The sequence below is a fragment of the [Bacillus] selenitireducens MLS10 genome (assembly GCF_000093085.1).
GTDB lineage: Bacteria > Bacillota > Bacilli > Bacillales > Salisediminibacteriaceae > Salisediminibacterium > Salisediminibacterium selenitireducens.
Genome location: NC_014219.1, coordinates 2988374 through 3015249, shown reverse-complemented (window position 1 = coordinate 3015249; position 26876 = coordinate 2988374). Strand labels below are relative to the sequence as shown.

31 protein-coding genes and 2 pseudogenes are annotated in these 26876 nt (G+C 50.1%); 22 read left to right on the top strand and 11 right to left on the bottom strand.

Annotated features, from left to right (window positions below; translation table 11 throughout):
• Window positions 1-60: 60 nt before the first annotated feature.
• Both ytvI and BSEL_RS14180 read right to left on the bottom strand, forming a co-directional pair.
• Window positions 61-1209 (bottom strand): sporulation integral membrane protein YtvI, encoded by a 1149-nt coding sequence (gene ytvI, locus BSEL_RS14185; protein ID WP_041582519.1) that lies wholly within the window; start codon window positions 1207-1209, stop codon window positions 61-63.
• An 81-nt stretch (window positions 1210-1290) separates the two neighbouring features.
• Window positions 1291-2412 carry a glycosyltransferase gene (locus BSEL_RS14180; protein WP_177304839.1) on the bottom strand — a complete coding sequence of 374 codons (1122 nt, stop codon included), beginning with the start codon at window positions 2410-2412 and terminating at the stop codon, window positions 1291-1293.
• A gap of 136 nt (window positions 2413-2548) precedes the next feature.
• On the opposite strand from BSEL_RS14180, the gene BSEL_RS14175 reads away from it, so the two are divergent.
• The 5 genes from BSEL_RS14175 to BSEL_RS14155 all read left to right on the top strand — a co-directional run bounded on the left by BSEL_RS14175 (window position 2549) and on the right by BSEL_RS14155 (window position 5123).
• Entirely contained in the window at window positions 2549-2863 is a 315-nt protein-coding gene (locus tag BSEL_RS14175) for a thioredoxin family protein (protein WP_013173692.1), read from the top strand.
• Between the two features lie 146 nt (window positions 2864-3009).
• The gene (locus BSEL_RS14170) at window positions 3010-3579 is read left to right on the top strand and encodes a sulfurtransferase TusA family protein (protein ID WP_013173691.1); all 570 of its coding nucleotides are present in this window, start codon (window positions 3010-3012) and stop codon (window positions 3577-3579) included.
• 61 nt (window positions 3580-3640) lie between these two features.
• Entirely contained in the window at window positions 3641-3868 is a 228-nt protein-coding gene (locus tag BSEL_RS14165; protein WP_013173690.1) for a sulfurtransferase TusA family protein, read from the top strand.
• A 103-nt stretch (window positions 3869-3971) separates the two neighbouring features.
• The gene (locus tag BSEL_RS14160; RefSeq protein ID WP_013173689.1) at window positions 3972-4520 is read left to right on the top strand and encodes a carbonic anhydrase; all 549 of its coding nucleotides are present in this window, start codon (window positions 3972-3974) and stop codon (window positions 4518-4520) included.
• 27 nt (window positions 4521-4547) lie between these two features.
• Window positions 4548-5123 carry a class I SAM-dependent methyltransferase gene (locus BSEL_RS14155; protein ID WP_013173688.1) on the top strand — a complete coding sequence of 192 codons (576 nt, stop codon included), beginning with the start codon at window positions 4548-4550 and terminating at the stop codon, window positions 5121-5123.
• Here BSEL_RS14155 and BSEL_RS14150 read toward each other — a convergent pair.
• Window positions 5108-5596 carry a small multi-drug export protein gene (locus BSEL_RS14150; protein WP_232970468.1) on the bottom strand — a complete coding sequence of 163 codons (489 nt, stop codon included), beginning with the start codon at window positions 5594-5596 and terminating at the stop codon, window positions 5108-5110. The two genes, BSEL_RS14155 and BSEL_RS14150, sit on opposite strands and share 16 nt — an antisense overlap.
• A gap of 192 nt (window positions 5597-5788) precedes the next feature.
• Between BSEL_RS14150 and BSEL_RS14145 the strand changes: the two genes are divergently transcribed.
• The gene (locus tag BSEL_RS14145; protein ID WP_013173686.1) at window positions 5789-7162 is read left to right on the top strand and encodes an aldehyde dehydrogenase; all 1374 of its coding nucleotides are present in this window, start codon (window positions 5789-5791) and stop codon (window positions 7160-7162) included.
• Between the two features lie 78 nt (window positions 7163-7240).
• On the opposite strand, the gene BSEL_RS14140 is transcribed toward BSEL_RS14145, so the two are convergent.
• Window positions 7241-8434: a GNAT family N-acetyltransferase gene (locus BSEL_RS14140; protein ID WP_013173685.1), complete on the bottom strand. Its 1194-nt coding sequence runs from the start codon at window positions 8432-8434 to the stop codon at window positions 7241-7243.
• Window positions 8431-9855, bottom strand: a complete 1425-nt coding sequence (locus BSEL_RS14135) for a cryptochrome/photolyase family protein (protein ID WP_013173684.1) — start codon at window positions 9853-9855, stop codon at window positions 8431-8433. The genes BSEL_RS14140 and BSEL_RS14135 overlap by 4 nt, the downstream gene beginning before the upstream one ends.
• 188 nt (window positions 9856-10043) lie before the next feature.
• Between BSEL_RS14135 and BSEL_RS14130 the strand changes: the two genes are divergently transcribed.
• Window positions 10044-10292 (top strand): hypothetical protein, encoded by a 249-nt coding sequence (locus BSEL_RS14130; RefSeq protein WP_013173683.1) that lies wholly within the window; start codon window positions 10044-10046, stop codon window positions 10290-10292.
• A gap of 123 nt (window positions 10293-10415) precedes the next feature.
• Here the strand turns inward: BSEL_RS14130 and BSEL_RS14125 are convergent, their stop codons facing one another.
• Complete coding sequence (locus tag BSEL_RS14125; RefSeq protein ID WP_013173682.1) at window positions 10416-10688, bottom strand: acylphosphatase; 273 nt, start codon at window positions 10686-10688, stop codon at window positions 10416-10418.
• 153 nt (window positions 10689-10841) lie between these two features.
• On the opposite strand from BSEL_RS14125, the gene BSEL_RS14120 reads away from it, so the two are divergent.
• The 3 genes from BSEL_RS14120 (at window position 10842) to BSEL_RS14110 (ending at window position 13197) form a co-directional block, all read left to right on the top strand.
• Window positions 10842-11942 carry an ATP-binding protein gene (locus tag BSEL_RS14120; RefSeq protein WP_013173681.1) on the top strand — a complete coding sequence of 367 codons (1101 nt, stop codon included), beginning with the start codon at window positions 10842-10844 and terminating at the stop codon, window positions 11940-11942.
• A 49-nt stretch (window positions 11943-11991) separates the two neighbouring features.
• Window positions 11992-12762 (top strand): lysophospholipid acyltransferase family protein, encoded by a 771-nt coding sequence (locus BSEL_RS14115; RefSeq protein ID WP_013173680.1) that lies wholly within the window; start codon window positions 11992-11994, stop codon window positions 12760-12762.
• Window positions 12763-12867: 105 nt separating this feature from the next.
• Window positions 12868-13197, top strand: a complete 330-nt coding sequence (locus BSEL_RS14110) for an SCP2 sterol-binding domain-containing protein (RefSeq protein ID WP_013173679.1) — start codon at window positions 12868-12870, stop codon at window positions 13195-13197.
• A gap of 80 nt (window positions 13198-13277) precedes the next feature.
• Here BSEL_RS14110 and BSEL_RS17595 read toward each other — a convergent pair whose 3' ends face one another.
• Window positions 13278-13412, bottom strand: coding sequence for an FbpB family small basic protein (locus BSEL_RS17595; RefSeq protein WP_013173678.1), 135 nt, complete (start codon window positions 13410-13412; stop codon window positions 13278-13280).
• Between the two features lie 118 nt (window positions 13413-13530).
• Between BSEL_RS17595 and BSEL_RS14105 the strand changes: the two genes are divergently transcribed.
• The 3 genes from BSEL_RS14105 to BSEL_RS14095 all read left to right on the top strand — a co-directional run bounded on the left by BSEL_RS14105 (window position 13531) and on the right by BSEL_RS14095 (window position 15895).
• Window positions 13531-14511: an MBL fold metallo-hydrolase gene (locus BSEL_RS14105; protein ID WP_013173677.1), complete on the top strand. Its 981-nt coding sequence runs from the start codon at window positions 13531-13533 to the stop codon at window positions 14509-14511.
• 91 nt (window positions 14512-14602) lie between these two features.
• A complete protein-coding gene (locus BSEL_RS14100) occupies window positions 14603-14986 on the top strand; it encodes a hypothetical protein (protein WP_013173676.1) in 384 nt (127 codons plus the stop codon).
• Between the two features lie 117 nt (window positions 14987-15103).
• Window positions 15104-15895: a VLRF1 family aeRF1-type release factor gene (locus tag BSEL_RS14095; RefSeq protein WP_013173675.1), complete on the top strand. Its 792-nt coding sequence runs from the start codon at window positions 15104-15106 to the stop codon at window positions 15893-15895.
• Between the two features lie 181 nt (window positions 15896-16076).
• On the opposite strand, the gene BSEL_RS18245 is transcribed toward BSEL_RS14095, so the two are convergent.
• A complete protein-coding gene (locus tag BSEL_RS18245) occupies window positions 16077-16211 on the bottom strand; it encodes a hypothetical protein (protein ID WP_013171562.1) in 135 nt (44 codons plus the stop codon).
• A gap of 68 nt (window positions 16212-16279) precedes the next feature.
• Here BSEL_RS18245 and tnpB point away from each other — a divergent pair.
• Window positions 16280-17397 (top strand): annotated as a pseudogene (gene tnpB / locus BSEL_RS14090) (IS200/IS605 family element RNA-guided endonuclease TnpB).
• A gap of 68 nt (window positions 17398-17465) precedes the next feature.
• A complete protein-coding gene (locus tag BSEL_RS17790) occupies window positions 17466-17750 on the top strand; it encodes a hypothetical protein (RefSeq protein WP_013173674.1) in 285 nt (94 codons plus the stop codon).
• A gap of 72 nt (window positions 17751-17822) precedes the next feature.
• Here BSEL_RS17790 and BSEL_RS14085 read toward each other — a convergent pair whose 3' ends face one another.
• Window positions 17823-19025 carry an MFS transporter gene (locus BSEL_RS14085; protein ID WP_013173673.1) on the bottom strand — a complete coding sequence of 401 codons (1203 nt, stop codon included), beginning with the start codon at window positions 19023-19025 and terminating at the stop codon, window positions 17823-17825.
• Window positions 19026-19149: 124 nt separating this feature from the next.
• On the opposite strand from BSEL_RS14085, the gene BSEL_RS14080 reads away from it, so the two are divergent.
• Window positions 19150-20490: an MATE family efflux transporter gene (locus tag BSEL_RS14080; RefSeq protein WP_013173672.1), complete on the top strand. Its 1341-nt coding sequence runs from the start codon at window positions 19150-19152 to the stop codon at window positions 20488-20490.
• Here the strand turns inward: BSEL_RS14080 and yfkAB are convergent.
• Window positions 20487-21605: a radical SAM/CxCxxxxC motif protein YfkAB gene (gene yfkAB / locus BSEL_RS14075; protein ID WP_013173671.1), complete on the bottom strand. Its 1119-nt coding sequence runs from the start codon at window positions 21603-21605 to the stop codon at window positions 20487-20489. The genes BSEL_RS14080 and yfkAB overlap by 4 nt on opposite strands.
• Window positions 21606-21747: 142 nt before the next feature.
• Between yfkAB and BSEL_RS14070 the strand changes: the two genes are divergently transcribed.
• Together BSEL_RS14070 and BSEL_RS17210 are read left to right on the top strand one after the other, a co-directional pair.
• Entirely contained in the window at window positions 21748-21933 is a 186-nt protein-coding gene (locus BSEL_RS14070; protein WP_013173670.1) for an SE1561 family protein, read from the top strand.
• A 237-nt stretch (window positions 21934-22170) separates the two neighbouring features.
• The gene (locus BSEL_RS17210; protein ID WP_013173669.1) at window positions 22171-23040 is read left to right on the top strand and encodes a hypothetical protein; all 870 of its coding nucleotides are present in this window, start codon (window positions 22171-22173) and stop codon (window positions 23038-23040) included.
• A gap of 62 nt (window positions 23041-23102) precedes the next feature.
• Here BSEL_RS17210 and BSEL_RS14060 read toward each other — a convergent pair.
• Window positions 23103-23638 (bottom strand): annotated as a pseudogene (locus BSEL_RS14060) (DoxX family protein).
• Window positions 23639-23886: 248 nt separating this feature from the next.
• Here BSEL_RS14060 and BSEL_RS14055 point away from each other — a divergent pair.
• The 4 genes from BSEL_RS14055 (at window position 23887) to BSEL_RS18065 (ending at window position 26865) form a co-directional block, all read left to right on the top strand.
• Window positions 23887-24540: a histidine phosphatase family protein gene (locus BSEL_RS14055; RefSeq protein ID WP_013173668.1), complete on the top strand. Its 654-nt coding sequence runs from the start codon at window positions 23887-23889 to the stop codon at window positions 24538-24540.
• A 20-nt stretch (window positions 24541-24560) separates the two neighbouring features.
• Window positions 24561-25949 (top strand): 23S rRNA (uracil(1939)-C(5))-methyltransferase RlmD, encoded by a 1389-nt coding sequence (rlmD, locus tag BSEL_RS14050; protein WP_013173667.1) that lies wholly within the window; start codon window positions 24561-24563, stop codon window positions 25947-25949.
• Window positions 25950-26038: 89 nt separating this feature from the next.
• On the top strand, window positions 26039-26716 hold the full coding sequence (locus BSEL_RS14045) for a recombinase family protein (RefSeq protein ID WP_232970467.1): 678 nt from the start codon (window positions 26039-26041) through the stop codon (window positions 26714-26716).
• Window positions 26713-26865 (top strand): hypothetical protein, encoded by a 153-nt coding sequence (locus tag BSEL_RS18065; protein WP_232970466.1) that lies wholly within the window; start codon window positions 26713-26715, stop codon window positions 26863-26865. Before BSEL_RS14045 ends, BSEL_RS18065 begins: the two co-directional genes overlap by 4 nt.
• Window positions 26866-26876: the final 11 nt, after the last annotated feature.

The window sequence follows — 26876 nt, the reverse complement described above, 5'->3', positions numbered from 1 at the left end:
AAAGATCTCCACAACAGCAGTCAATTGTGAAGATCCGATGACAGATTAAGGAGCGCATTCTCATTTAAAGCCCGATATTCCCGGATCGGGTTCATCTTTGAATCCCCAGCGGATAAAGCGGCCGATTTCAGAGAGGACGCCGATATCCTTGAAAATAACGAGAATGACAAGAATAAATGGTCCGACAAACACACCGACAACGCCGAAGAGCTGGAAACCGACAAACAGGGAGATCAGTACCCCGAGTGCATTGAGGTTCATACTCGAGGAAAGCACCTTAGGTTCGATGGACTGGCGGATGCCGACGGTGACGCCGTACACGACGGCAAGGCCGATGCCCATGCTAATCTCACCTGTCAAAAGCATATAGACGAACCATGGGATCAGAATCGTACCTGATCCGAGATACGGCAGGATCTCCGCGATCCCGACGATCATGGCAATCGTCAGGGCGTGCTCCACACGCAGAATTAACAATCCGATCAGGACGACGATCGAGGCGATGAACATGAGAATAAGCTGCGCGCGGACAAAACCGAACACGCGGTACTGAAACATCGTCTTGAAGGCACGGGCTTTCTTCAGGATAAAGGCAGGGGTAATCTCATACGCCTTCGAAAACATCCGGTCCCAGTCTTTGCCGATGAAATAAAAGGCGATAAAAACAAACAGAAAAACAATCAGGAATGAGGGAACGAAAATAATGACGGAAGCGAGTCCGTCAGCCATGCCCTGACCAATGTTCGTCGAGCCTTCCGCAAGCTGGGTCCCAAGGCGTTCGATTCCGTTTTGCAGCGTCGTCTGCTGTTCGGGTGTTAACGAGTCAACGGCTCCGGAGAATTGCTGCCAGAGGGGGAAGATGGACTGATTAAAGAAGTCCTGAGCCTGAATGGCAGTCGTCTGGATCCATTCGGGCAGAAAGGCGGAAATTCGCCTGAATCCGAAAACAATCAGGGCAATGATCCCGGTGATGGAACCGATGACGGCACTTAAACCGAGAAGAACGGTCAGAAACACTGCGAGCATATTCGGCATGCGGAGCATCTTTCGGAAAAAACGGATGAGCGGATGGAACATCCACACAAGCACTGCGGCGATAATAAATGGATACGTTAAGGAGAAGAGAAGCCCTGTCAGCCAAACGGCCAAAATGCCGATGGCCGAGACAGCGAGAAGCCTCAGGACGATGAATCCGTGTTCTTTTGTCATGCGGTCAGTCACCACCGTTTCTGATTTGCCTATCACGATGTACTCTTGTTAGATTATAACATTTGATCGGACAGCGCGCGGTTATTTTTTCTGTTTTAACTCACTCAGTTTGTAGGTTGTGCCCCGCCAGGAGACAGAACCGTGCCGGATTGTCTTCAGGCAGGAGCGCAGAAGCGCCCAGGTGAAGAGCAGACCGTTAACGGGCATGAGGAAGAAGTAATACTTACTGATGCCTGTTCGGACCTGGTTATAACTGAACATGAGAAAATAGATGATCAGAGTCAGGATAAAGAACAGTGTTGACAAAGGTTCCCTGAACCAGATGCCGATAAAGGGAAGTACGTGGGTCAGCATCACAACCAGGCTAAAGAGGCTCACGAGTGCCGTATTATAGCGCATAAAGGCAAACAGGTTCTTCTCAAGTCCGCGAATCACCTGGGGAATCGATGCGTACCACTGGATGGCAATCAGGCCGTTGCCTAGCCCGAGCTGCTGGCGAAAGCCTTTGTTGACGATCTGTTTGCCGAGCTTCAGGTCGTCATCAGGTGAAAGGGCAAGGGAACGGTGCGTCCCCGCCTGTTCATAGACGGATTTGCGGACGAGATTGAACGCACCGATGCCGGCATGTTTCAGCTGAATGAAATTCCAGATGCCAAGAATGCTCCAGTAGGCATGAAAACCGCGGTAGAACAAAGTCCCGCCTTTATTCTGAGGAATGAGGGTCAGGTGATCAAGCCTGTTTCGCCCGGCGTGGTTCATGGCCCGGGTGACGGCATGTTTGTCGAATGTCACGTCGGCATCGGTGAAGAGGAGCCACTGTCCCGTTGCCTCCCGGTAGCCCTGATACATGGCATGGTTCTTGCCGAGCCAGCCGTCAGGAAGGGTCGTTATTGTGAGGATTTTGAGACGCCGCCGCTGGTGATGGGACCTCTTCAAGTGATCGAGGAAAGCAGCGGTCTGATCTGTGGAACGGTCATTGACGACGATAACCTCGACGTCTTTCCATGACTGGGCCAACAGACTTGAGACGGTCGAATAGATGTCCCGCTCTTCATTGCGAGCCGCGACGATCACGCTGACGGATGGTCCGTCCTGTTTCTGTGAGACAAACTCGTTGTCGAGGCGCGGAATGCGCCGGATCCCGATAAACCACTGTATAGAGACGGCGAGGGCGCCGATCAGAATAAACAACGACAGATACACCAAGGGAAACACCTCTTTTCTAGTATGATATACCATACCACGTTTCGCTTTGAACCATGCCGAAAACAGTTTGGATTTCTTTTTTTACACTACTGGTATAGAATAGAAGAAGGACAGAGAAAGGGAGGAATAAAAAATGGATGCCATTCAAACAATGGAAGAGCTGCAGACGTCCGTTAACGATCACGAGGCGTATCTGCTTTTGATTAAGACAGAGAACTGCTCGGTCTGTGAAGCAGTGGAAGAACAAATCAATCAGGGGGTGCTCGATGAAGCGGAGCTGCCGATTGGGAAAGTCCGTCTGAAGGATATACCTGAAGTATCGGGTGAATTTCTCGTTTTTACATCCCCGACGCTGATTTTATTTCTTGAGGGCAAGGAACAGTGGCGCGGATCCCGCTTTGTCTCTTACGATGAGATTATCCGGATTATGAAGCTTTGGCGCTCGTAATTTATTCTTGACAATCCTGTGAATGTTTTGTACTATACTCATAGGGGTAATGGTACTAACAAAAACGCACTTGGACGAAATCAGTTCTCGTATTTTTTTACTTTTCCAAATACCCATGTAGGTATAAAATGAAGGAGGTTTTTGCAGTGAGCATAAAAGTAGATCATGTTGTTGATGCAAAAGGATTGGCGTGCCCGATGCCGGTTGTGAAAACAAAAAAGATGATGGATCAGATCGAAGCCGGTCAGGTGCTGCTCGTGGAAGCGACAGATCGCGGATCCCTGGCAGATATGAAGGGCTGGGCGAAGAATACAGGGAATCAGTACCTTGGTTCAAAAGAAGACGGAGACGTCCTTTTTCACTATTTACGCAAATCCGATGATGCAGACACAACAGAAGTGGCTGAATTTGAACCCGTTGCACAGAATGACGATGTTAAAAACAAGATCGGTGAAGACAGCGTGACGATTCTCGACGTCCGTGAGCCGGCTGAATATGTCTTTTCACGCGTACCTGGAGCGGTTTCCATTCCGATGGGCGACCTTGAGGACCGCCTTGGAGAACTGAACAAAGATGACGAAATTTACGTCATTTGCCGAACCGGAAGCAGAAGCAATATGGCATCCCATACCCTGAAAGAACAGGGATTTGAGAAAGTCTATAACGTAAAGCCGGGCATGACTGAATGGGACGGTCCGACTGAAGGGGAAGCATAAGACTGATGTGTAAATCCGTATAACACGGCGATTAAAGATTATAAAAAAGGAGAGATTGATCATGGAAAGCACAAAATTACTCGATGCAAAAGGTTTGGCTTGCCCAATGCCTGTCGTAAAGGTGAAGAAAGAAATGGATAAGATGACTGCCGGGGAGATCCTCGAAGTACACGCAACAGATAAAGGTGCCAAATCGGATATCCCGGCTTGGGCCAAATCAAGCGGCAACAAAATCGTTAAAGAAGATCAGGAAGCAGACGTCCTGAAATTCTGGGTGGAAAAAGCCTGATCATTGATGGAAGTGAGAACCCCTCCTGCTTTAGCAGGGGGGTTCTTGCATTTTAAGGGCAGGTTGTGGCAAGATAACAGAAATTGTACTCGAGGTGATAAACATGGACAGAAAAAAACTTGAACAAGGTAACGAAGCATTCATCACAAAAATGAAAGAGATCCGGCCGGATTTTTTCGATGAACTGAAAAAAGGCCAGACGCCGGACTATTTTGTCCTTGCCTGCAGCGACTCAAGGAGCGATCCGGATACGATCTTCTCAGCACTGCCAGGCACGATGTTCGTGCACCGGAACGTGGCGAATCAGGTTGTGCATGATGACGAGAGTCTCACAATCGGTCTGTATTACGCGATGCGCGTCTTGCATGTCAAGGCCCTTCTCATACTCGGTCACACGGGATGCGGCGGTGTCATGGCAGCAAGACAGGGCCTTGCCAATGAGTTCCTCGATCCATGGCTCGATCACGTCAAAGAAAACATTCAGGGCGTTGATCAGCTGAATGCAGATGATAATCAGTTTGTCCGTCAAAATATCCGTAATCAGCTTGTCAATCTGAAGGATCATCCTGTTTACCGGGACATCGGAAAGGGAATCCCGATCGTAGGTGCCTTGTTTCATTTGGAAACAGGGCAAATCGAATGGATCGATTAAACCCAATTTGACAGGAGGACGATACACATGGCAGGAGACCGATTTGACCCAAACGAAGCAGCACGTTTACTTGATCCGGAGCGAAAGCGTCTGATTGACCCGGATTCCATCGTCGCAAAGCTCGATATTCAAAAGAAGATGAACATCATTGACCTCGGATCAGGCAATGGTCTGTTCACCATTCCCCTCGCGGAGAAGACATCGGGGGATGTGTATGCAGTTGATGTGGAGCCTGAAATGCTCGGTATTCTCTCTGCACGAGTGGAGGAGTACGGGCTCGAGAACGTCGGCTATGTGCAGGCGGACCTTGAAGAAGTCAGCCTCGGGGATGCCGTGGCTGAAAGGGCCGTGATTGCCTTCGTCATGCATGAAGTCGAAGACAGGCTCAAGGCATTTGAAGAGGTCAATCGCATGCTCGCTAAAGGCGCAAAAGGTGCCGTCGTGGAATGGGCGAAGGTTGCCAATCCTCAGGAAGGTCCGCCTTCGGACCACCGTATAGATGCGGAATCCGTCACAGAAGAGCTCAAGAAAGCCGGGCTTCAGGTGGATGAGGTGGATCATGGCAAAGAAATCTATACGGTCTACTTTCACAAAAAGGCCTGAAGCGTGAACCAATCGGTCACGAAATCAATCGAGTAGACACTCGCAATTGTCAGAAACAAAGTCCAGACGAACAGGCTGATGGCCATCCATACGGTTGTCTGTGCTTTTGTTGCCTTCAATGAAAGTGCGATGATTGCAGCAAGATGAATACCGGTTAAGAGCGGTCCGAGAAAAGCAAGACCAGGCAATCCATATTTCTGAAACACGCGCTGTCCCCGTGACGGTGCGTGTTTTTTTTCTTTTTTTCCATGCTTTCGTTTTTGCCACCAGGCGTACATATTCGTCGTTTTAAACCAGTTTAACAGCCAGATAATCAAGACGATCGGCAAGAAGTTGCCGGCAAATGAGATGATGGCAACGAGAAAGGGATCAAGGCCGATTCCTATGCCGATTGGGATTACGACGAGGATCTCCATCCAGGGGGTCGCAGCGAGGACAAAGACGAGCGTGTATTGCCAAAGGATTTCAAACAAGAAAAACAACTCCTCATGATGCATGTTCGGTGTGAGACTCATCTTAACACGGATGACTCTGTATGGCTTCTGAAGCGCCCGAAGGGTTTTCCCGGAATCGGGGCAGGGTATAAGACATGTATGGATGAAACCTTTCCGATCAATCAGACGTCTTACAGATGTGGAATGGAAGGGATGAGGGGGCGACAAGTCATGCAAGATGCAATCAGGGATTTAAAACGGAAACAGAAAAATTATTTCTACAGCGGGGAAACCAAGCCGCTCGCCTTCAGGCATAAACAGCTTGAAGCACTGAAAGCCGGCATTAAAAAACGGGAACAGGAAATCATCGAAGCCTTAAGGAAAGATCTGAACAAAGGCGAGCATGAAGCGTATATGACGGAAATCGGATTTATACACTCGGAGATCAAAGACACGCTGAAAAACCTCGACTACTGGGCGTCACCTGTCAGGGAGCGTTCACCGCTCACCCATTTTGGCGGGAAGAGCCTCGTTTACAAGCAGCCTTACGGGGTGGTGCTGATTATTGCACCATGGAACTATCCGTTCCAGTTGGCGATTGCACCGCTTGTCGGTGCCATTGCTGCGGGGAATACGGCGATTGTCAAACCGTCGGAGCTGACGCCGAACACGAGCAGCGTGATTCGCGAGCTCATTGCGTCGACGTTTCCTGAACAGTATATCGCCTGCGTGGAAGGGGACGCCGAAGTGGCGAAGACCCTTTTGGATGAGCAGATGGACTATATCTTCTTTACCGGAAGCACGGCGATAGGCAAGAAGGTCATGGAAGCGGCGAGCCGCAATCTGACGCCGGTCACCCTCGAGCTCGGGGGCAAAAGCCCGGCGATAGTGACGGAAGATGCGAATTTAAAGATCGCAGCGAAACGGATCATCTGGGGCAAAATGATCAACGCAGGTCAGACGTGTGTGGCGCCGGATTATGTATTGGTCCATGAGAAGAGGCGCCGAAAGTTTCTCAAGCTGCTCGTGCATTATCTGAAGAAATGGTACGGTCCGGAAGAACGGCGAAACCGGGTGTATCCGAAGATCGTGAATGAGCGGCACACAGAGCGGATCGCAAAACTCATCGATCCGGCGAAGGTGTTCTATGGCGGGAATGTTGATGTGGAGAGCCGATACGTTGAACCGACGATCCTCGTTGATGTCGATCTGGACGATGCCGTCATGGGTGAAGAAATCTTCGGACCGGTCCTGCCGATTATCTTTTACGAACATGAATACGAAGTGATCGAAACCGTCAGACAGCGGCCGAACCCGCTAGCGCTCTATGTCTTTACGGAGAATAAGGAATCGGAACGGTTCATCATGGATAATCTCTCCTTTGGCGGAGGATGTGTGAATGACACCATCATGCATCTGGCAACACCGTATCTGCCTTTTGGAGGCGTCGGTGAGAGTGGCATGGGGCAATATCACGGCAAATCAAGCTTTGACACCTTCACGCATAATAAGAGTGTCTTAAAGCAGCCGACGGCGTTTGACTTGCCGGTCCGTTACAATCAAAGCCCGGGGTCGCTGAAAGCCGTGAAACGAATCATGGAATAAGTAAACCGGTCAGTCACAAAGTGATGATACAGGATGAAAAAACGACCCATTCAATGGCGAATGGGTCGTTTCGTGTCTTTAGAAGAAGTCATATATAAACGGTCTTTGCACAGGGATCAGTCCATCGAAGGCATGAATGGACGCCTCATCGCCTGATACGATGCCTTCCGCATTTAAGAATGACGTGCTCATGACGCCCGCCATGATCGCAGCCAGGCTGTTGATGGCAAGGTGGATGCCTTTTTTCGGTGGATGGGCGCAACGGCTTCCCTGCTTTTCAGGAATCTTTGAGACGGATACACTGCCATCTTTGACGGCGAGTAAAAACGTGCCGTTGTTCCAGGGACAGTGATCGTCGGTGATGTGGAGCGGAATGGTAACAGCCTTGTCGGCCGTCTGGAAGGGGAAGTGCGCAAAAAAGCCTTCCACATCTACAATGCGCATCATGAAGTAACTCTTTACATCCTGCAGGGCTTTCGGGTCCGGGAGTAAATAGGGCAGATGGCTGTCCGGCGGGACGGTGATGACGCAGCGGTCCGCCATGGAATCGTGATTTCGGATGAACGTAAAGAGCGCCCGGCGGCTGTCGGCGTCAGTCCAGACCATCTCCTTTACGGTCATGGTGCGGTCTTTTACGCTGTACATCATATAGCCCGTCAGACGGCCACCCTGTTTTGCGGCAATGATGGAACCCTTTTTTCGTTTCAAGAGACGCTTATCCCACCAGTCTTGATCCCGCTTCAGAGTCCCGGTGAAGGCACTGGCCCAGTCATGATAAAGACCGCTCAGGGCTTCATAGCTTTTGTCCGGTTCGATCCGGACGAGCGTGGCTGCGGTCTCAGCGGCTTCCGGGAACTGTTCACGGGTCATCGTGACTTCCAGTTCTCTGGCGAAGAGCTCATAGCCGAACTTCCGGTAAAACGGAATGGAAAAAGGATAGAGAAAACTGATGGTTTGCCCCGCTTCCCGCATGGCTTCAAAGGCATCGACAAGGAGGGCGGAGACATGGCCGCCTCTTCGGTATTCGGGCCATGTCGCGACGCCTGCAATGCCGCCCATGGCCATATCTACACCGGCGATTGAAGCACGGAGCGGAAGGATGGACAGTTTGGCAGCGATGCCTCCTTCATCATTCTCACGGACTCGTACGTGGCGTTCGTCCATGTCCTTCAGGATCTCCTGTTCTTCCGATTCGGAGAGGGAAAATTGAAAGGCGTAGGCGCTGAGATCAAGGGCCTGTTTTTTTTCGTCGGTTCTGAGTGGTCTGATCATTGGTTTGTTCCTCCTTCAAACATGGTAATGGCTGCTTTTCTTGCTTCGCTGTGATCCACTGTCGGTAGCGGATAGTCCGTGCCGATCCGGACACGGTATTCCTTTTGTTTCGCTTCGCTCAGTTTCGCAGGTTCATGAATCGAGGAGGCGGGAACGTCTTTAAGCTCCGGGACGTATTGGCGAATAAACGTGCCCTCCGGGTCGAAGCGTTTCGACTGCCTCACCGGATTGAAGACGCGAAAGTACGGGACGGCGTCGGTGCCGACAGAAGCGGCCCACTGCCAGCCGCCGGTATTCGACGCTTCATCATAATCAATCAGCTTCTCGGCAAAATACCGTTCACCTTCACGCCAGTCGATCCGGTAATCTTTGGTCAAAAACGAAGCCGTCGCCATCCGGAGGCGGTTGTGCATCCATCCGGTGGTGTTCAGCTGTCTCATCGCGGCATCGATGAGAGGGAAGCCGGTTTGGCCCTGTTTCCAATATTCGAGGAGCTCGTCATCCTCGTTCCAGCTTAGGGTGCGGTATTTTTCCTGGAACTCCTGATTGCGAAGATTCTCGAAGTGGTAATGAATCATCGTATAGAAATCACGCCACGCCAGTTCTTTTATGAACGTCACGGCAGCATCATCCCCTTTCTCAAAAAGCGGATAGGCAGCATGATACACCTGCGCCACAGACAGGACACCTGTTTTTAAGTAAGGGGACAGCCTCGATGTTCCGGCAACGGCAGGGAAGTCCCGGGACTCTCCATAGTGCGTGAGCCGATCTGTTACGAACTGTTCAAGGCGCTCATGGGCATGGTCTTCACCGAGCGCCTGCCAGGTTCTGTCGGATGAAGCGAGAAAGTCATCGAGCTTACCCCGGTTCATCGCGACTTCACATGTGCGTTCTCTGAGCTTTTTCTCGTGACCGGCCAACAGCCCCCGAACCGGCTTTTTCAGCCATTGTTTTGAATAGGGGGTATAAACCTTATAAGGCGTCCCGTCGTCTTTCATGATCGACGAAGGCTCCTGCAGATGGTTACTCACGGTCAGGGTGAAACGGATGTTTCGCTCTTCGAACAGAGTCCTGACGGTGCGATCCCGTTCTGTGGCGAAAGAGGTATAATCTTTCGAGGCAAACACAGCCTGAACACCGCTATATTCCTTAAGGAGAGAAGCGAAGGCTTCCGTGACCTCACCGTACAGAAAGCGAATGGCAATGTTCCGGCTTTTCAGATCGTCACTGAAGTGCCGGAGCGTCTGAAAGAAATAGTCGTGACGGGTGTGAAGATGAGAGAACAGGTCATCGTGAATATGAAACACACAGAGGATCTTCGTGTCATGATCCTCTGCGAAGGTAAGGGCTTCGTCAATGGCGGGGTGGTCGTTCAGTCGCAGGTCATTCCGAAACCAGACGACGGTTAAAGGGTCATGCATGGATGTTTGCCTCCTGACTGTTGATTTTGGTCTGAAAAGAGTTTAACATGTTTATTGTAACATTTTGAACCTGTTTGCCTTGTGTACCAGTAAGCGCTTAATAAACGGACAAAATATGTTCAATGATTCACAAATTAATTCTGTGAAAAATGTGTTAAACTGAGATTAACAAAAGGGGAGTGATACTGATGGAAACCTTAACTGACAAATTGATTTGCGAATGGCGTGATTTTTCCACAGATACGGAGAATTACACGCAGGATATGTTTGAAGAGCTTGTAGGGGACGAGTTCGATGCGATGATGTTCGAACATGCCAATGATGAGATTCCGGCTTTTATCTGGACCGCAAACTACGTCTGTATCATTAAGCGAAGCACACGAATGATCAACGACATCTCGATTACCAAGATTCCGCGTAATCCGGCTTGTGACTGATGGCAGCATACCAGGGCTCACCGTTTTCAACACATAACGGTGAGCCCTTTCTCGTACTGCTCATATACGTGAAACGAAGGCTTTCGCCGTAAATGCAAGACGAAAATCCCTGAAGCATGGCTCTCAATGATAAATGATGAATTGTTCTTCGTTTGGCACCGGTTCTTTTTCCGCTTTTTCAATCTGTTTGATCTTTGCCGGGAAGCGGAGTTCGTAAAGGGAATCAAAGAACGATGAGATCGTCTCCCGGTCGCCCTGGACTTCGAGCTCGACGTCGCCGTTTCGCTTATTTCGGACCCAACCGCTCAGTCCTTTCATTTCGGCATTCACCTTTGCCTGATAGCGAAAGCCGACGCCCTGAACCCGGCCTGATACGATGGCATGGATGCGCTGCACGGTCATCACCTCTCTTTGTCACTCACATACCCGTCACGTCATGCAACTATGCATGAAGGATTCGAAAGATTTGTGAAAAGCCCCCCAAGACCGGTGATCTCATGTAAAATAAAAGGAACAGCAAGAGTCAGTATCACCAGGAGGTGGATTCGAATGCTTGAGAAATTTTTATTTAAACGGGTTAAAGATCAGGCATCTGTCAGACTGTCAGAGAATATGTGTCTGCGCTCACGGTATAAATTCAATCAGTGCAACATTTGCGTCGATGTGTGTCCCAGTGGCGCCATGACAATTGACGACAAAGGGAAAGTCGTCTATGATGAGGCAGTCTGTAACGACTGTCATCTCTGTGTGCATGATTGTCCGACGGATGCGATTTACTATGAGAACGAAATGATGGCCAAATACGAACAGCGCATTACCCAGCGTGACGTCATTACCTATACGTGCCGAAAACAGGCGACAGGGAGCGGTCATCAGATTGAGCTGCCTTGTCTGTCCGTGTTCACGCCGGAGTATCTTATGACCGGCGAACTGCATGAGAAGGAGCAGGAAGTGCTTTGCGACCCTGATGTCTGCGCGTCCTGCAGTTACGATTTTGATCCGAAAGAGGGACTTAGCTGGGTTCAGGCCTGGTCAGGCTACGCGTTTACGAAAGACGTCCCGATTCTGAGCGATCCGGCGAAGATCCGCGGAAAGAAGCGGGATTATAACCGTCGGGAGCTGTTTCAGATGACGTCGAAGACGACGAAGCAGTCGATTGGGAATCTTCTGATTGATTCGTTCTATGAGCCGAAATCCCTGAAAGAAAAGATCCCGCCTCCGCAAAAACGCAAATACGCCATGGTCTATCTGCAAAGGATGAAAGACCGGTTCGAGGGAGAAGAGATGACCGAAGTTGCACCGCTTTTAAACGGTGCAAAAATCCGTTCGAAAGAGAGGATGGATTTCTGGCATCACCTGGCATCGATCTGTCCGACAGGTGCTTTGCTTAATGAGACCGGTGAAACGGGTGAATCACTCGTCTACGCCGGAAGGGACTGTGTGAACTGTGACATCTGTGAGCAGCTGAGTGATCACATCACCCGTGAACCGGCCACTTCGATCCGCGAATACCTCGATCCGGTGACCCTGACAGCTGTGGAGATGAACGACTGTCCGACGTGTAACGGTCGCAAGCCGGTTGGAGAAGCGGTTTGCGACGACTGCAGGCAAACAAAAGAAAAACGCAATGCCCTGTTGAAAGACTGGTAAACGGATCCTGCAAGACTCAACAATGACCTGAACAGAGGAGAAAACGCTTATGATTCGAACGATTATCTGGTTTTTGTATTTTGCCCTGTATTTAATTGTCGTGTCCCCGTTCCTGAAGAAGGCCGACCGGCTGAAGAAGACCGCAACGAAAGAAGAGTATGATGCGTATATCCATGGCATGGCCAAGCGCTGGGCAAACGGTTTGATCCGTGTCGGCGGAGGCAAGGTCCATGTACACGGCATCGAACACATCCCCAAAGAGGAACCGGTGCTGTTTGTCAGCAATCATCAGGGGAATTTCGACATTCCCGTTATTTTGAGCAACGTTCCGAGAAAAACCGGCTTTATTTCAAAGATTGAAGTCATGAAGCTCCCGCTGATCCGTTCCTGGATGACGCATCTTGACTGTGTCTTTTTGGACCGCAAAGACAGCAGACAGGCGGTGAAGTCGATTTCTGCCGGTGCCGAGTCACTCAAAAACGGTCACAGCCTCGTGATTTTCCCGGAAGGTACGAGGAGCAAAGGCAGACCGGTTCAGGAGTTTAAGACAGGCAGTTTTAAACTGGCAACGAAGTCAGGTGTACCGATTATCCCGGTCACCATCGAAGGGACACACGCCATGATGGAATCCAAGAACAACCGGATTACCCCGGGTGAAGTATCGATTACCTTTGGAGAACCGCTGAGGATTCACCAGCACGAAAAGATGTCGATGGCAGAGCTTGCGGATGCGACAAGACAGCGCATTATCGCACAGCTCAGAAATGAAGCCTACAGACCGTCGGAAACAGAAGAAAGAGAACAAGCCGGAGAAGCCTGAGGGCGCTCCGGTTTTAGCATTACAGGAAAAAAAGGTAGTGAAACGCAGCATTTTTTTGTATACTGATAATGAATGAATATTCAATCATAAAGGTGGCGATCAAACATGAGTGTGAAAGAAACCATTGAAACCCTGACAGATAAGATGAATGCCAATCCTGAGCCGATTTCCGAACTCTCTTATGTGTATCAGTTCAATCTCTCTGGCGATGACAGCGGCGTCTATCAGCTGAAGATCGAAAACGGGGAAGCAGCTTACACAGAAGGCGAACAGTGGGAGGCGAGACTGACCCTTGAAATGTCAGACAAAAACTTCAAAAAGCTGGCCCAGGACGACCTGAATCCGACCATGGCCTACATGGGCGGGAAGCTGAAGGTACAGGGAGATCTGTCCCATGCATTGAAGTTTCACGGCCTGATCCAGAAGTATCAGTAAGAAGAGACACGGGTCAATCCCGAACGCAAAAAAAAAGGCATGACGCCGCTTTGGCGTCAGCCTTTTCGTATGCAGGTCTCTTATTCAGCGTGAATCGCCTCATAACGTTCATCGAGTTTTTCATCGATTTCATACATCGCATCCTGATCCTGCATAATTTCTTTCATGTTTTCCTGAACGAGTTCTTCGAAACTTTTTTGTATGCGCTTTCTCATAAAAAAATCACCTTTTTCAATGTATTTTTTCAACATCTTCATTATGACAGAGGACCGGACCTCTTAACGATGTAAACCGTTACAATTTTGCGAACATTTTGACGAGGAGTTTTTAACGATGACAGACAGCTGGATGGATTCTAAGAACCAAATCAAACCGATTACCATTGATACCCCCTTTCAGGTGGGACCTGTAAACGTCTACCTGATCTTCTCGGATGCGCTGATTCTGGTGGATACCGGGCCTGCGACAACGGAGGCACGTTCCCAGCTTCATGCCGGACTGAAGAAGCACGGTGTTTCAATAAAAGACCTTGACCTTCTTCTTCTGACCCATCATCATCCCGATCATATGGGTATGACGGCGGAAGTGGCGGAGTATGCAACGGTTGCCGGGCATCACCGGCTTGCTCCGTGGCTGAGTGAAGATCAGGCATTTATCAAGGACCGGATTGCCTTTTTGCAGGCTTTTTATGAGAAGCACGGTATGGAAGACGAGGTCATCCGGGCGGTACAGAATCAGAATCATGCCTATATGTCCTATGTGGAGGCGGCCCCCCTTGAGATTCCTCTTGATGAAGGCGACACCCTTGACGGCCTTCGGGACTGGCATATTCTTGAGACACTCGGTCATGCCCAAACCCATCTGTCCCTTATGCGGGACGCAGACCGGACAATGGTCGCAGGGGATCACATCATCCGCCACATCTCATCGAATGCCCTCCTCGAAGCCCCATACGAGCGGGACGGCAAACGACCGAGAACGCTTTTGCAGTACCGGGAAGGGATGATGAAGTGCCGGGCAGCGTCAAAGATCTACTCCGGACACGGGGATCCTGTTGAAGAACCGGCTGCGCTCATTGACAGGCGCCTCCATGAACAGGAGAAGAAGGCGGCCTATATCAGAAGTCTGATTGGCACAGAAGCCCTTACGGCAACGGAGATTACACGGCGGATGTATAAAGGTCTCTACGAACGCCAGCCTGGCCTGACGTTCTCGGAGACGCTCGGGCACCTCGATCTTCTTGAAGAAGGCAAACAGGTGAAGCTCACGGAAGAGGACGGTTTGTGGTTGTATCACCAGTCTGTTAATCTTTGAGCAAATTTGTGAATTTTCTTTCACTATGCACGTTTTCTTGATAGAATGATAAGGAAGCGTTCACAATCGATATGAAGGGAGTTGTCAGTGAATGAGCAGCAGGAAATGGATCGTGGCCGGTGCAGTGGCGGCCGCTGTCGCAGGAGGCGCCTACGTGGCGTCAAACCCAAGCGCCCGAAGCAAAGTAACGGATACCGTCGGCACAACAAAGCACTGGGTACAGGTGATCAATGAGAATCGCGACGATGTCGTTGAACAGCTGTCCGCATCTGCGGAAAAAGTGCAGGGGATTGTTGAGTCTGCGGTGAAAGACGTGGAACAGATTACCGAAGGCACGCAAAACATGAAAGGTCATCTGTTTGATCTTCTCGAAACCGTGCAGGATGCCATGGATGAACTGAAAGTGGTGAAGAATAAACTTGAGACAGGCGCAAACGAGCGTCAGCTTCTCGAGGAAGCAACTGAAGACGAGTAATCACAGAGCTATTCCTGTTGGGGATAGCTCTTTCGTTTCATTTTGTGAATTCGATGTTTGAATTTGGGGGATATTTGGCAATAGTAACCGTAGACTGCAAATACAGGAGGTATTCACATGGCACTTAGAAACGAACTAGAAGAACTGAAAGGCTTGGAATACGAACACGACGCAGTATTGTCCGTCTATTTGAACACAGACCGCTCCGATCAGGATCAGCAAAAAGGCGAATGGCAGATTCACCTGAAAAATGGTCTGAAACGGATTCGTGAGTATCTGGAATCCGCCAATAACGAAAAAGAACTGAAGAATTTTGAAAAGCTCAGTAAAAAAGTCGATAAAGAAATTCAGAATAACCGTACGGATCTGCTTCGCAGCGTGGTGATTTTCGCATCTGTGGAGGATGATCTCTTCAGCGTACACTATCTGCAGGTGCCGGTGGAGACGAGCTTTCATTGGGAAAACCGCCCCGTCCTCGAGCCTTTGGAGGACATCCAGCGGGAATACCCGAGAAGCGGCATCATCCTGCCGAACATGGACGAAGTCAAGATCATTGATACCGCTTTGGGTGAACTCCAAGAGGTAAAGGCTTACGAATTTGATTCCGGCAAGGAGGAGTGGGTCCTCTCAGAAGGAATGGCTTCGTCCGACCGAATGGCATCCGGAGCCACGCATGTTGATAAGTTCCAGCAGCGATTCAAAGAAAACCTGTCAAGATTCTATAAAGAGATGAGTGACCGGGTGGAGAATTTCCGGAAAGACCGCGGCTGGGAAGAAGTCTATGTCATCGGTGAAGCAGAGACCGTCAAGATCTTCACAGGCACGATGAAAAAGCAGCCGACAGGTGTGATGCACAAAAACCTGAACTCGTCGAGAGCTTATGACGTGATTAAGGAACTGTATAAATAAAGCACAAAACAGCCGGATGCTCTGAATAACGCGTCCGGCTGTTTTACATAGTCTGACTGTAAATGAGAACTACCAAGAAAACAGCTTGATCGAATCGAAGAGGGGGTGGGAAGATTGCACGTATTATAAGTTGTGAGCGAGAAAACCCCCGAATTTATTCGGGGGATGATAGCGAACGGTCTTAGGCTTTTAAGCCTTTTCGCACCAATTCGTAGACGGCACTCGCAAACGTTGGAATCATATTCTCCTTTCGATATTCCTCTATCGCTTCGTACAATTCTTTTGGGAAATTCAAATGCTTTTGCACCCTAGACATTGACATCAACCTCCCTTAAAGTATATTTAGAGTATATTTAATATACCATAGAGAAGGAGGTGAACGCCATGCCAAATCATAAAGCCTATCGGTTTCGCATCTATCCCAATCGAGAACAGGAAATCTTGATTGCGAAAACCATCGGATCGACTCGTTTTGTGTACAACCACTTTCTTGCGAAGTGGAACGACAGATACAAGGAAACAGGAAAAGGGTTGTCCTACAATTCCTGTTCTGCGGAACTCCCGCAATTAAAACGGGAATACGAATGGTTAAAAGAAGTAGACAGCACGGCCTTGCAACAGGGGTTGAAACACTTAGCTGACGGATTCAACCGTTTCTTTAAGAAGCAAAATAAATACCCTCGATTTAAGTCAAAGAAGAACGATGTTCAGTCTTTCAAAACCGTCGGTAAAATGCGAATCGAAGGCAATCGCCTTTTCCTTCCGAAACTGGGCTACGTCAAATTTGCAAAAAGCCGTGACGTTGAAGGACGTATTCTGTCTGCCACGATCCGACGAACGCCAACAGGGAAGCATTTCATAGCCATACTTGCAGAAACGGAGATCAAATCATTCGATCAGACAGGATCAGCCGTAGGTATTGATCTTGGCATTGACCATTTCGCTATCCTTTCAGACGGTCAAAAGATCGACAACGAACGATTCACAAAAAAGATGGAACAGAAGCTAAAGCGTGAGCAACGCAAGCTCTCAAGACGCTATGAACAGGCGAAGAAAGACGGTAAACCGTTGCATGAAGCCAAAAACTATCAAAAGCAAAAAGTCAAAGTCGCCAAAATCCATGAGAAGATCGCTAATCAACGAACGGACTTCCTGCAAAAACTCAGTACAACGATCATCAAAAACCACGATGTCGTTTGTATCGAAAATTTAAACGCCAAAGGAATGTTGAAAAATAAGAAGCTGTCAAAAGCCATTTCAGACGTATCTTGGTCGGCGTTTAAGGCTATGTTGCTGTACAAGGCGGAGTGCATGATCGCACGATCATCAAAATTGACCGATGGTTTCCATCCAGTCAGCTTTGCTCGTCCTGCGGGCATCATGACGGCAAGAAGGATTTGAGCGTCCGATCATGGACGTGTTCATCTTGTGGTACGCACCATGATCGTGACATCAACGCCAGTCGAAACATCCTACAAGAAGGGCTACGTGTCCTTTCGTAAATGGAAACAAAAACCGTCGGACTGACGGGGTTCGCTTGGTTCATAAGAGAAACCGCTGTTTTGCGTGTATGCCACGTCTTAACAAGTACGCTCTGTTCCCAAGAATCCCCGACTTTAGTCGTGGGGAGTGTCAAGATTCTTTTCGTGTCATCTATCAGGAAGATGGCCTCGCAGAGAATTTGACGTCAGTCAGGATGGACCTCGACGTCATGCCATTGCGGGTGTATCGGGGCGTATTGGAAGCAGGAGAATCCGTTGATACAAAACTGATCCTGGCCATGGACGAAGGTGAACTGCAGTCACTGATCGCGCATGACGAAGGGTCACCTGAGGTGCAGTGGAAGATTGATTAACGAGAAAGGAACGCCCACTTCCCGGGCGTTCCTTTCTTGTGGCGGTTGATTTTCAGTTTCCCCCAGCGGCCGTCAAACGGCCTTCGCTTCTTTGTTTGGAAGTGTGAGGTGAAAGACGACGCCGGCACTGAACATCAAGAGAAGCATGAGACTGATGGAATAATAGATCGCCCCTTGCCCGACCCATTCAATAAGCACACCGCCGACGACAGGCCCGGTCATGCTTCCGACGGCAAACAGCACCGCCGTCATGACATTGCCCGTCGGCAAGAGGCTTGCAGGCACGAGATCTGCGAGGTAAGCAATCCCGAGGGAAAATGAGGATCCGAGGAGCATGCCTGACAGGGCAAACAGGGTGAAGAGCATCCACTGACTGGCCTCGACAAAGCTCATGAAAAAGAAGAGGACGCTTCCTGTGCCCATGATGCCCATCAGGACCCGGCTTCTTCCGAGACGGTCACTGAGCATCCCGAGAGGAAGCTGTGTCAAGAGACTGCCAAAGACAAAGCCCGGAAGCAAAAAGAGCGTGACAAAGGACAAGTCCATCCCCATCCGCATGGCATACACCGGATAATTGCCGTGCAGGCTGGCTTCCATGTAGCCATAGGCAAAGCCCGGCAGAAGGGCAAACCAGGCGAGACGGACCACCTGTTTATAGCGGTGAATGGTGCCGAGTTTTGAAGCTGTTTCAAAGTCGCTTGCCGGGTATTCGTTTCGAAGGCGGAGCATAAACAAAAAGGCAATCAGACTGACGGCACTTGCAATCAGAAACGGCAGTGCCTCATGAAAAGCGAGGAGTCTCGTCATCATCGGGCCGATCCCGAATCCGAGGCCAAAGGCAAGGCCGTAAATGGCAAGCTGCCGGCCTCTCACTTCTCTGGGGCTCGTCGTCGAGATCCAAACCTGGGTCGAAAAGTGAATCAGGTTGTCAGCAATCCCGACGACGATCCGCAGCATAAACCAGAACCAGAACGTCTGCCAGACCGGAAACAGGAGCAGCGACGTGAAGACGAGGACGAGTCCAGTGAGAATGACCGGTTTATAGCCGTATTTCCGTACAGGTGCTTCAATAAATGGGGAAATGAGGATGATGCCGATATACAGCGCGGCGGCGTTCAGGCCGTTGGCGGAAGAGGAAATCCCCGTTCCTTCGAGCATGACGGCAAGCACCGGAAGCAGCATCCCTTGGCTGAAGCCGGCAATGGAGACCATGCCGACGAGCACCCAGTAGCGGTATACGGGTGAATTGGCGGGTGGTTGATGGGCAGTTGACATCGTATGACACTCCTGACTGAACGGCTTCTGTCACTGACAGAAGGCGAAAAAAGTAAAATACATGACGCGGGCCTGTTCAAGGCGTACAATGACTGTATCACTGTTTTGAAATGAGGAACACAACATGGCCGCAAAATCCTATGACTTTACCGAAGGCAGTATCCTGAAAAAAATGATCCTGTTTTCGTCACCGATCTTTTTGACCAATCTTCTGCAGACTTCTTATCAGATCGTAGACTCCCTGTGGGTCGGAAATCTCCTTGGGGCGAACGCCCTCGGCGCGATTTCGATCTCCGGGGTCGTGGTGTTTACGATTCTGTCGTTTATTATTGGACTGAATACATCCGCCTTGACGATCCTCTCCCAATACAAAGGGGCGAAGGATGACGGCGGGCTCAAACAGGCACTGAACGCCTTTGTCGTTGCGATGGGGGTATTGACGGCCATCGTCGGCATTGTCGGGTTCATCTTCAGTGAACAGATACTCCTGTTCATGGGGACGCCGGACGACATTCTGCCCCTTGCGAGTCTGTACTTACGCATCAACTTTGCCGGCGTGCTGTTTCTCTTTGGCTATAACTTCATTGCGACGGTACTCCGATCTCTCGGAGACAGCAAAACTCCGCTCCGATTTGTGACGATGGCGCTTCTTCTGAACACGGTTCTCGATCCGCTGTTCATCCATGTGTTTGATCTTGGGATAGCGGGTGCCGCCTACGCGACGATCGTCAGTCAGGGAGCCGCCTTCCTCTACGGGCTTCAATACTCCATCAGGCGCGCGGGTGTCCCGTTTACCATACCGCATATGCCTGAAGTAAAGCTCTTGAAAAAGATCTTTAAGCTCGGTTTGCCGTCAGGGATGTCGATGGTGGTCATCTCTGCAGGTGCCCTAGCGATCATGACCGTTGTGACGTCCTTTGGCGAGAATACCGTCGCCGGATTCGGCGTCGCCCAGCGCCTCGACAGCCTGATTATGATCCCGGCCCTCACCCTCGGATCCGCCATCAATGCCATGGCGGGACAAAATATCGGGGCGGGCAAATGGGAGCGGGTCACGGAGATTACCAAGAGCGGACTCCTCCTCATCGCGGTCGTATCACTCACGATGAGCACCCTCGTCTTCTTCAATGCAGGATCGATTATCCGTCTTTTCGTTCAGGATGAGGAGACGGTGGCGTTTGGAGAAATGTATGTCAGAACGGTTGCGTACTTCTATCCGTTCCTCGGGATCAACTTTGTTGTGAACGGCGTCGTGCGTGCTGCAGGTGCGATGTTTCAGGTCTTTATCCTGAATATCATCTCGTTTTGGCTGTTGCGTTTCCCATTGACCTGGCTGTTTGCTAGTCTTTACGGCGAAGCAGGGATTGGGATTGGCATGGCCGTAAGTCTCGTTTTGAGCAGCCTGTTCGCCATCGGGTATTACCGCTTTGGGAAATGGCGTGAGATCAAGGTGCTTGATGATTAATAAAGGACGATGTTTGCTGAACGTGTTTGAAAGTCGATATCCTTGTAGTACGCGCGCTTCACGAGCAGATTGGGCCCGAGGCATCCCACCGAAGGACAGTGACAGTCGAGGGAGGCTGCAAGAGCCGTCTTCTTCCACGCCGAATAGGCGGATTCGAGGGAATCGCGTTGGATATTGCCGACCTTGCCTTCGGCGGCGAAGTCCGTGACGAGGATATTGCCGTCGAAGAGATTCACATTCAGGCGTGAACGGCCGTCCGGATCATTTCGCACCGTTATACCCGGTGTCTCATAGAGTCGTCTGATGAGCGTCAGATCGTCGTTATCCGTGCTGCACGGATAAAAGGGCAGGGTGCCAAACAGCATCCACACGTTCGGATCTCTGTGATCAAGGAGCCGGTGAATCCCATCGCGGATCGCACGGAGGTCCGCGACAGGCAGGTCTTCTGCGAAGCTTGTGGGATACATCGGATGCACCTCGTGTCTTGCGCACCCCATGTTGACGATCTGATCATGGATCGCTTCGAGGTGAGGCAACGTGCGGGTATTGATCATCGTTTCGGCCGAAATCATCAGTCCCTGTTTGGAGAGGGCTTTCGCATTGTTCACCATTGTGTCGAATACGCGGTAACGCTGCTCGAGGGTCGGTTTTTTGTCCATGACGGCGTAGCCGATCTCGGCAAAATCATCTTTACTTCCATAGTTATGGGAGATATGCAGTACATCCAGGTATGGCAGAATCCATTCATACCGCTCAAGAGGCATGGTCAAATTGGAATTGATTTGCGTTTTGGCGCCGCGTTCTTTCGCATAGCGGAGAAGCGGGATGACGTACTGTTTGACCTGCTTAAGATTCATCATCGGTTCGCCGCCGGTAATGCTGAAGGCTCTCAGATGCTTGACCTCATCGAGTCGGCTGATGATGGTGTCGAGGGGGAGTGGTTCCGGATCTTTTGTCAGAAGGCCGTATCCGACTGCGCAGTGCTCGCAGCGCATGTTGCACAGATGAGTGGTGGTGATTTCGATATTTGACAGGACCTGTTTGCCATAGTCTTCGATGTCGTGCGCCGCTTCCCAAGGGTCAAACGGGGTATGATTGTTTTGCATGGTTTTCATGAAATAACCTCACTTTTTTTCGCGATTCAATGGTTTCGAGTTTCAGCAAGGATTATACCACAAAAGACGGCAGAAAGGATTTAACGATGCCGGTAAATCTGTTAAAATAAACAGCGCAAAGAAGCAGAAAAGAGGTGCAACAATGAACCGGCAGGAACCTAAAGAACAAAAACTCAGTCTCCTCCATGAGCGAATGGAACAGCTTTCCCGCATGCTCGATGAGCTCGATCCGGAGAAAACCGAAGTCGAGGATATCGACCGGCTTTTAGGCATGCTTGATGATCTTGAAAACCAGTGTCAAGCCTACCGTGAACAGCACGGTAACTGATTATGCCGATCTGATGTGAGGTTATGTGTGAATCTTCCTGTTCTGATACAGGGAGATTTTTCTCTTTTTCATGGTTTTTTACACTTTTTCAAAAAGAAGAATCAATCCCGCCATGTCGGGATTGATGGTATGCAGATCGCTGTGTCATGAGCGGTTACAGGCATAGCGGTGTTTAGCGTGACGAACGTTCGTGGTACCCTCCTTATGAGAGATATTTCAGTTTAGGAGGGCACGACTATGAAAATTGTATCACGCTCACTGATTGCAGGTGCGGCAGTTGTTGCGCTGGCAGCCTGCAATGATGTGGAAAACAATGAGGAAAACACGAATCTGAACGATGGAACGAATGATGAAATGAACGTCAATGAAAACAATGACGGCAATGAGAACAATGGAAATGATGAGAACGGGGAAGACAACGGGATGAACGATGACATGAATGAGGAAGCCGATGAAGAAGAGACCGTTGAAACGGGAAGTTTTCCTGTTGAGAACGTTTCTTATGATGACGGCGTCCTGACGTATGAGTATGAGGGTACTGAAGGTGAAGTGGACGCAGACATGATGGAAACCGAATTCGGTAAAGAGATCGCCGTTCCTGCTTCGATGAATGACGAGGTCGACCAGGAAGGTACGCACCGAATCGTTCACCTTGAAGACGAGGGTGAACTTGATGGTCTGTTTGTCTCAGTCAGAGAAGCCTTTGATTACAGTGAAGGAGCCCTCCTGACAACCCAGGTGGATCCGGAGCGAAATGCAGAGCTTCAGGAAGTGGTCAAGGATACAACCGGTCATATCAACAGCTTTGAGACCGTTCATCTTGATGATGAGACACCGTTCCATTTCTACTTTCATATTGAAGGGGATGCCTCAGAACCAGGTGTATTCCCTGAGTCGATCAATGATCAGGACTACGAACAGTTCAAGTTCTATGAGATCGTAGAAGAAGGGTACTATTACGTGGATGTGATGGTTCCAGCGGACCGTTCAGATGAAGCCATGGGTGCTGGTCTCGCTGTGGCACAGACATTCAGCCCGGAAGGCGCGACGCTCGATCCGGAGGACCAGGAGGAATTTGCGGAAGATACACTGCCTGACGAAGAATAAAACAACCATTAAAAAAGCCTTCACCGGACTGCCGGTGAAGGCTTTGTTTCGTTAAGATGTGATTACTGATCCGGCTTACTCTTCCAAGGTGTTCCGAATTTTGGCAACGCCCAGCGGTCAACGCCGTACCAGCCGGCCACTTTCCAGGCAAGAATCAACAGAATTGCGATGAAAAACATCACCGGGTTGGAACTCACGGTTCCTGCCAGCAGAAATGAGAAATTCATCATTGCACCGAAAAAGGCTGCGATCCCCGTGAGGAAACCGACAATCAGACCGAGCCCGACGAGGAACTCACCCCAGGCTACGAGATAGGCAAAGATCGTCGGATTGGCCAATACCACGTTTTCGAGAAACGAGGCGTACCAGCCTGCGACATCACCCTCTTCTGCACGGGCGATCGCACCGCCCATATAACCTTCAATGGCTCGCCGGCACCAGGGCCTGTCCAGCCTTCAGCACCGATTTTTCCCCAGCCTGCGGTGAGCCACTGCCACCCGAGATACAGGCGGAGAATCAGCCAGATCCAAGCTGAGCGTGTACTGATGAAGAGAAACCTTGATACTGTGTTCTCACCGACGATAATTTCTTTTCCCATGGAACCGGACTTTACTTCGACCATTATAACACCCCTTTGTATGATCGTAAGAATAGAAAAGAGGTGCCGCACTCCTGATGTCTGAATCATGGTGTGAAAGCGGCACCTGTGTTTAGTTTACCACGGTTTCCATGTTATTAACAGTGAAATGTGTAATTTTTGTGAAGTGATTCTGAAGAACAGGAAATGGCTATCGACTTTTCCCGTTTGAAGCCGTAAAATGATAGGTTGAAAGCGAGTGATGAGCGATGGACACAGAACAGACGGTTTATTTTATCAGACACGGACAATCAGAAGCCAATAAACAGGGGATCATTCAGGGGCATGCCGAGTTCCCCCTGACTGATCTCGGAGAGACTCAAGCAACTCTGGCCGGCGAGTGGTTCACCGGGATCAAACTTAACCGGATTATCACGAGTGATCTTCAAAGGGCGAGTGATACGGCAAAGGCTATCAGCCGTCATCAGAAAAACGATGCACTGAAGACTGAGAGGAATCTTCTTGCCCGTGAAGTGGGGCTTGGCCCACTGGAAGGGAAAACGAGAGAAGAGATGGGTTCACTGTTTCCGGAGATGAAGCCCGAGCAGCTCCTGACGTCCGGTATCAGCGGGACAGAGACGGTGGATGCCATTACGAGACGCTGTCAGCTCCTTGAACAAACGCTGACTGAAGGCGGTGTTGCAGAGACAGCGGTCGTGTCTCACGGCGGCTTCATCAGTATCTATCTGATGTACCTGATTGCAGGCGAGGATTGGCACAGATGGAACCGGCCGTTTGTGATCGGCAATACGGGCATTACGAAGATCACGTACAATAGCGGACAGGCAAAGATTCATTTTACGAATAAACAGGAGCATCTTGAAGGACGTGACGGGCTGACGTCTTCGACCGTGGTCTATTGAAGGAAAAAGGATGATGAATAATGAGTAAACATACGGAAACAACGATGGAACCCGGGCAGCGGTTTCCACTGACAATCAAACGCTTTGGCATTGACGGCGAGGGTATCGGCTATTTTAAGCGTCAGGTAGTCTTCGTCCCGGGACTGATCCCCGGCGAGGAAGCCGTGGTGGAAGTGACGAACGTGAGAGAGACCTATGCAGAAGGAAAAGTCGTCAACCTGCGAAAACCGTCGGAACACCGGGTTGAGCCGCCGTGTCCGGTGTATGAAGCGTGCGGCGGCTGTCAGCTGCAGCACGTCAGCTATGAGCGGCAGCTTCAGGCAAAGAAAGAGCTTCTGGAACAGGCATTCAGCCGCTATACTAAAATCCCGCCCCATAAGCTCGTCATTCATGACACGATCGGCATGGATAACCCTTGGCATTACCGGAACAAAAGCCAGATGCAGGTCGGACAGACAGAGGATGATACGGTCATCGCAGGGCTCTATGCAGCGGACAGTCATGACCTCGTTGACATCGATGAATGCATCGTGCAGCACCCTTTGACAAATGAGGTCAACCGTGAGCTCAAGCGGATCATTTCCGACTTAAAGCTGTCGATCTACGATAAAGAGCGAAAGAAAGGACTCGTCCGCTCCCTCGTTGTGCGGACCGCCTTTGAAACGGATGAGTGGCAACTGACGCTCGTCATCTCCAAAAAATCATTTCCTAAACAGGATGTCTTTGTTGCCCGTGTGAAGGAAGCCTTTCCGTCGGTGACGTCGATCTCGCTGAACGTGAATCCGTCCGACACACCGCTCGTGTTCGGAGAACAGACGAAAACGATTGAGGGCGAGTCATCCATTCGGGAGCGGTTGGGGGAACTCGACTATCAACTGGCTCCTGAATCGTTTTTTCAGCTGAATCCGGCTCAGACGAAGGTGCTCTATGACATCGTCAAGAAGATGGCCGGATTTAAGGCGACAGACCGGGTTGTGGATGCCTACTGTGGCGTGGGAAGTATCGGAATTTGGGCGGCCTCTGAGGCAGGAGAACTGAGAGGGATGGACATCACCGAAGCTGCCGTTGCCAATGCTAGACGAAACGCAGCGGAAGCCGGTATTGCCAATGCTCATTATGAAACCGGGACAGCGGAGGATATCCTGATGAAATGGCAGAAGGAAGGTTTTACGGCTGACAGTATCATTGTCGACCCGCCAAGATCTGGCCTCGATCGAACCCTGATTGAGACGGTTGGCGTCCTTAAGCCGAAGCAACTCATCTATGTTTCCTGCAATCCGTCTACTCTGGCAAAGAATGCCGATGAATTGGGCAAATACGGATATCGGATCAAAGACGTGCAACCGGTGGACATGTTCCCGCAAACCTCACACGTGGAAGCGGTCACCGTGATGTACAGGGAAGACTGAAAGCCCGCAGTGTAAAGGGATTTTGAAAATAGGTATCGAGATAAGCGCTCTTCAGGGATGGTCCTGGAGGGCGTTTTTTTTCGGTACTATTGCAGATCAATCAAGCATTTCTCGACGGCAAAGGATCTGTGCAAATTGCAGAAGAGTTGAATGAAGAAGGGGTTCAGGGCTGGAACGGCGAATCAAAATGGCGGGCGAGCACCATTGAACGGATGCTCGAGAATGAAAAGTACAAAGGCGACGTCCTCATGCAAAAGACGTACACGGTCGATTTCCTGACACGAAAACGGATGAAGAACGAGGGGGAACTGCCGATGTACCTCATCGAAGACAACCACCCGGCCATCATCGAGCGTGATACCTGGGAGGCAGTCCATTTGGAGAAGCAGCGAAGGGTGGATTTCGTTGAAGAGACCGGATCCAAGAAGATGACCTTCAACGGTGATGACTACGTGTTCTTCGGCAAAGTCATCTGCGGGCATTGCGGAAGCGCCTTTGGCAGAAGAACATGGCATGCCAGCGACTCGAACGCAAGACGGCATGTCTGGCTCTGTAAGAACCGGTACGTGAAAGGGGAAAAGCGATGCCGGGTGAAGAAGCACCATGTGAATGACCTGGACTTAGCACCGGCGTTTATGCAGGCATTGAAGGAGTTGCTCAATCAGAACAACATAAAAAATGGACCGAGGCCAAAGAACAGGCAGATCCACTACTCAACTATAAGCTGGATCAGTTCATCGAGCTGGCTAGGAGCCAACAAGGATTGAGTGACTATCAACCGGAGCTGGTCCGACGGTTCCTGGAACGTGTGGTGGTCGAGGATAAACAGACGCTGCGGTTTCACTTCCTAGATGGGTCGGTGGTCGAAAAGAAAGCAAATCGTTATGCGAAAGGGAAAATGAACCGAATTAAATAAATATTTTAACA

Coding starts and splice junctions, on each gene's coding strand:
- ytvI (WP_041582519.1), bottom strand. CDS start 1,209: ATGACAAAAGAACACGGATTCATCGTCCTGAGGCTTCTCGCTGTCTCG.
- BSEL_RS14175 (WP_013173692.1), top strand. CDS start 2,549: ATGGATGCCATTCAAACAATGGAAGAGCTGCAGACGTCCGTTAACGAT.
- BSEL_RS14165 (WP_013173690.1), top strand. CDS start 3,641: ATGGAAAGCACAAAATTACTCGATGCAAAAGGTTTGGCTTGCCCAATG.
- BSEL_RS14160 (WP_013173689.1), top strand. CDS start 3,972: ATGGACAGAAAAAAACTTGAACAAGGTAACGAAGCATTCATCACAAAA.
- BSEL_RS14155 (WP_013173688.1), top strand. CDS start 4,548: ATGGCAGGAGACCGATTTGACCCAAACGAAGCAGCACGTTTACTTGAT.
- BSEL_RS14145 (WP_013173686.1), top strand. CDS start 5,789: ATGCAAGATGCAATCAGGGATTTAAAACGGAAACAGAAAAATTATTTC.
- BSEL_RS14140 (WP_013173685.1), bottom strand. CDS start 8,434: ATGATCAGACCACTCAGAACCGACGAAAAAAAACAGGCCCTTGATCTC.
- BSEL_RS14135 (WP_013173684.1), bottom strand. CDS start 9,855: ATGCATGACCCTTTAACCGTCGTCTGGTTTCGGAATGACCTGCGACTG.
- BSEL_RS14130 (WP_013173683.1), top strand. CDS start 10,044: ATGGAAACCTTAACTGACAAATTGATTTGCGAATGGCGTGATTTTTCC.
- BSEL_RS14120 (WP_013173681.1), top strand. CDS start 10,842: ATGCTTGAGAAATTTTTATTTAAACGGGTTAAAGATCAGGCATCTGTC.
- BSEL_RS14115 (WP_013173680.1), top strand. CDS start 11,992: ATGATTCGAACGATTATCTGGTTTTTGTATTTTGCCCTGTATTTAATT.
- BSEL_RS14110 (WP_013173679.1), top strand. CDS start 12,868: ATGAGTGTGAAAGAAACCATTGAAACCCTGACAGATAAGATGAATGCC.
- BSEL_RS17595 (WP_013173678.1), bottom strand. CDS start 13,412: ATGAGAAAGCGCATACAAAAAAGTTTCGAAGAACTCGTTCAGGAAAAC.
- BSEL_RS14105 (WP_013173677.1), top strand. CDS start 13,531: ATGACAGACAGCTGGATGGATTCTAAGAACCAAATCAAACCGATTACC.
- BSEL_RS14100 (WP_013173676.1), top strand. CDS start 14,603: ATGAGCAGCAGGAAATGGATCGTGGCCGGTGCAGTGGCGGCCGCTGTC.
- BSEL_RS14095 (WP_013173675.1), top strand. CDS start 15,104: ATGGCACTTAGAAACGAACTAGAAGAACTGAAAGGCTTGGAATACGAA.
- BSEL_RS18245 (WP_013171562.1), bottom strand. CDS start 16,211: ATGTCTAGGGTGCAAAAGCATTTGAATTTCCCAAAAGAATTGTACGAA.
- BSEL_RS17790 (WP_013173674.1), top strand. CDS start 17,466: ATGCCACGTCTTAACAAGTACGCTCTGTTCCCAAGAATCCCCGACTTT.
- BSEL_RS14085 (WP_013173673.1), bottom strand. CDS start 19,025: ATGTCAACTGCCCATCAACCACCCGCCAATTCACCCGTATACCGCTAC.
- BSEL_RS14080 (WP_013173672.1), top strand. CDS start 19,150: ATGGCCGCAAAATCCTATGACTTTACCGAAGGCAGTATCCTGAAAAAA.
- yfkAB (WP_013173671.1), bottom strand. CDS start 21,605: ATGAAAACCATGCAAAACAATCATACCCCGTTTGACCCTTGGGAAGCG.
- BSEL_RS14070 (WP_013173670.1), top strand. CDS start 21,748: ATGAACCGGCAGGAACCTAAAGAACAAAAACTCAGTCTCCTCCATGAG.
- BSEL_RS17210 (WP_013173669.1), top strand. CDS start 22,171: ATGAAAATTGTATCACGCTCACTGATTGCAGGTGCGGCAGTTGTTGCG.
- BSEL_RS14055 (WP_013173668.1), top strand. CDS start 23,887: ATGGACACAGAACAGACGGTTTATTTTATCAGACACGGACAATCAGAA.
- rlmD (WP_013173667.1), top strand. CDS start 24,561: ATGAGTAAACATACGGAAACAACGATGGAACCCGGGCAGCGGTTTCCA.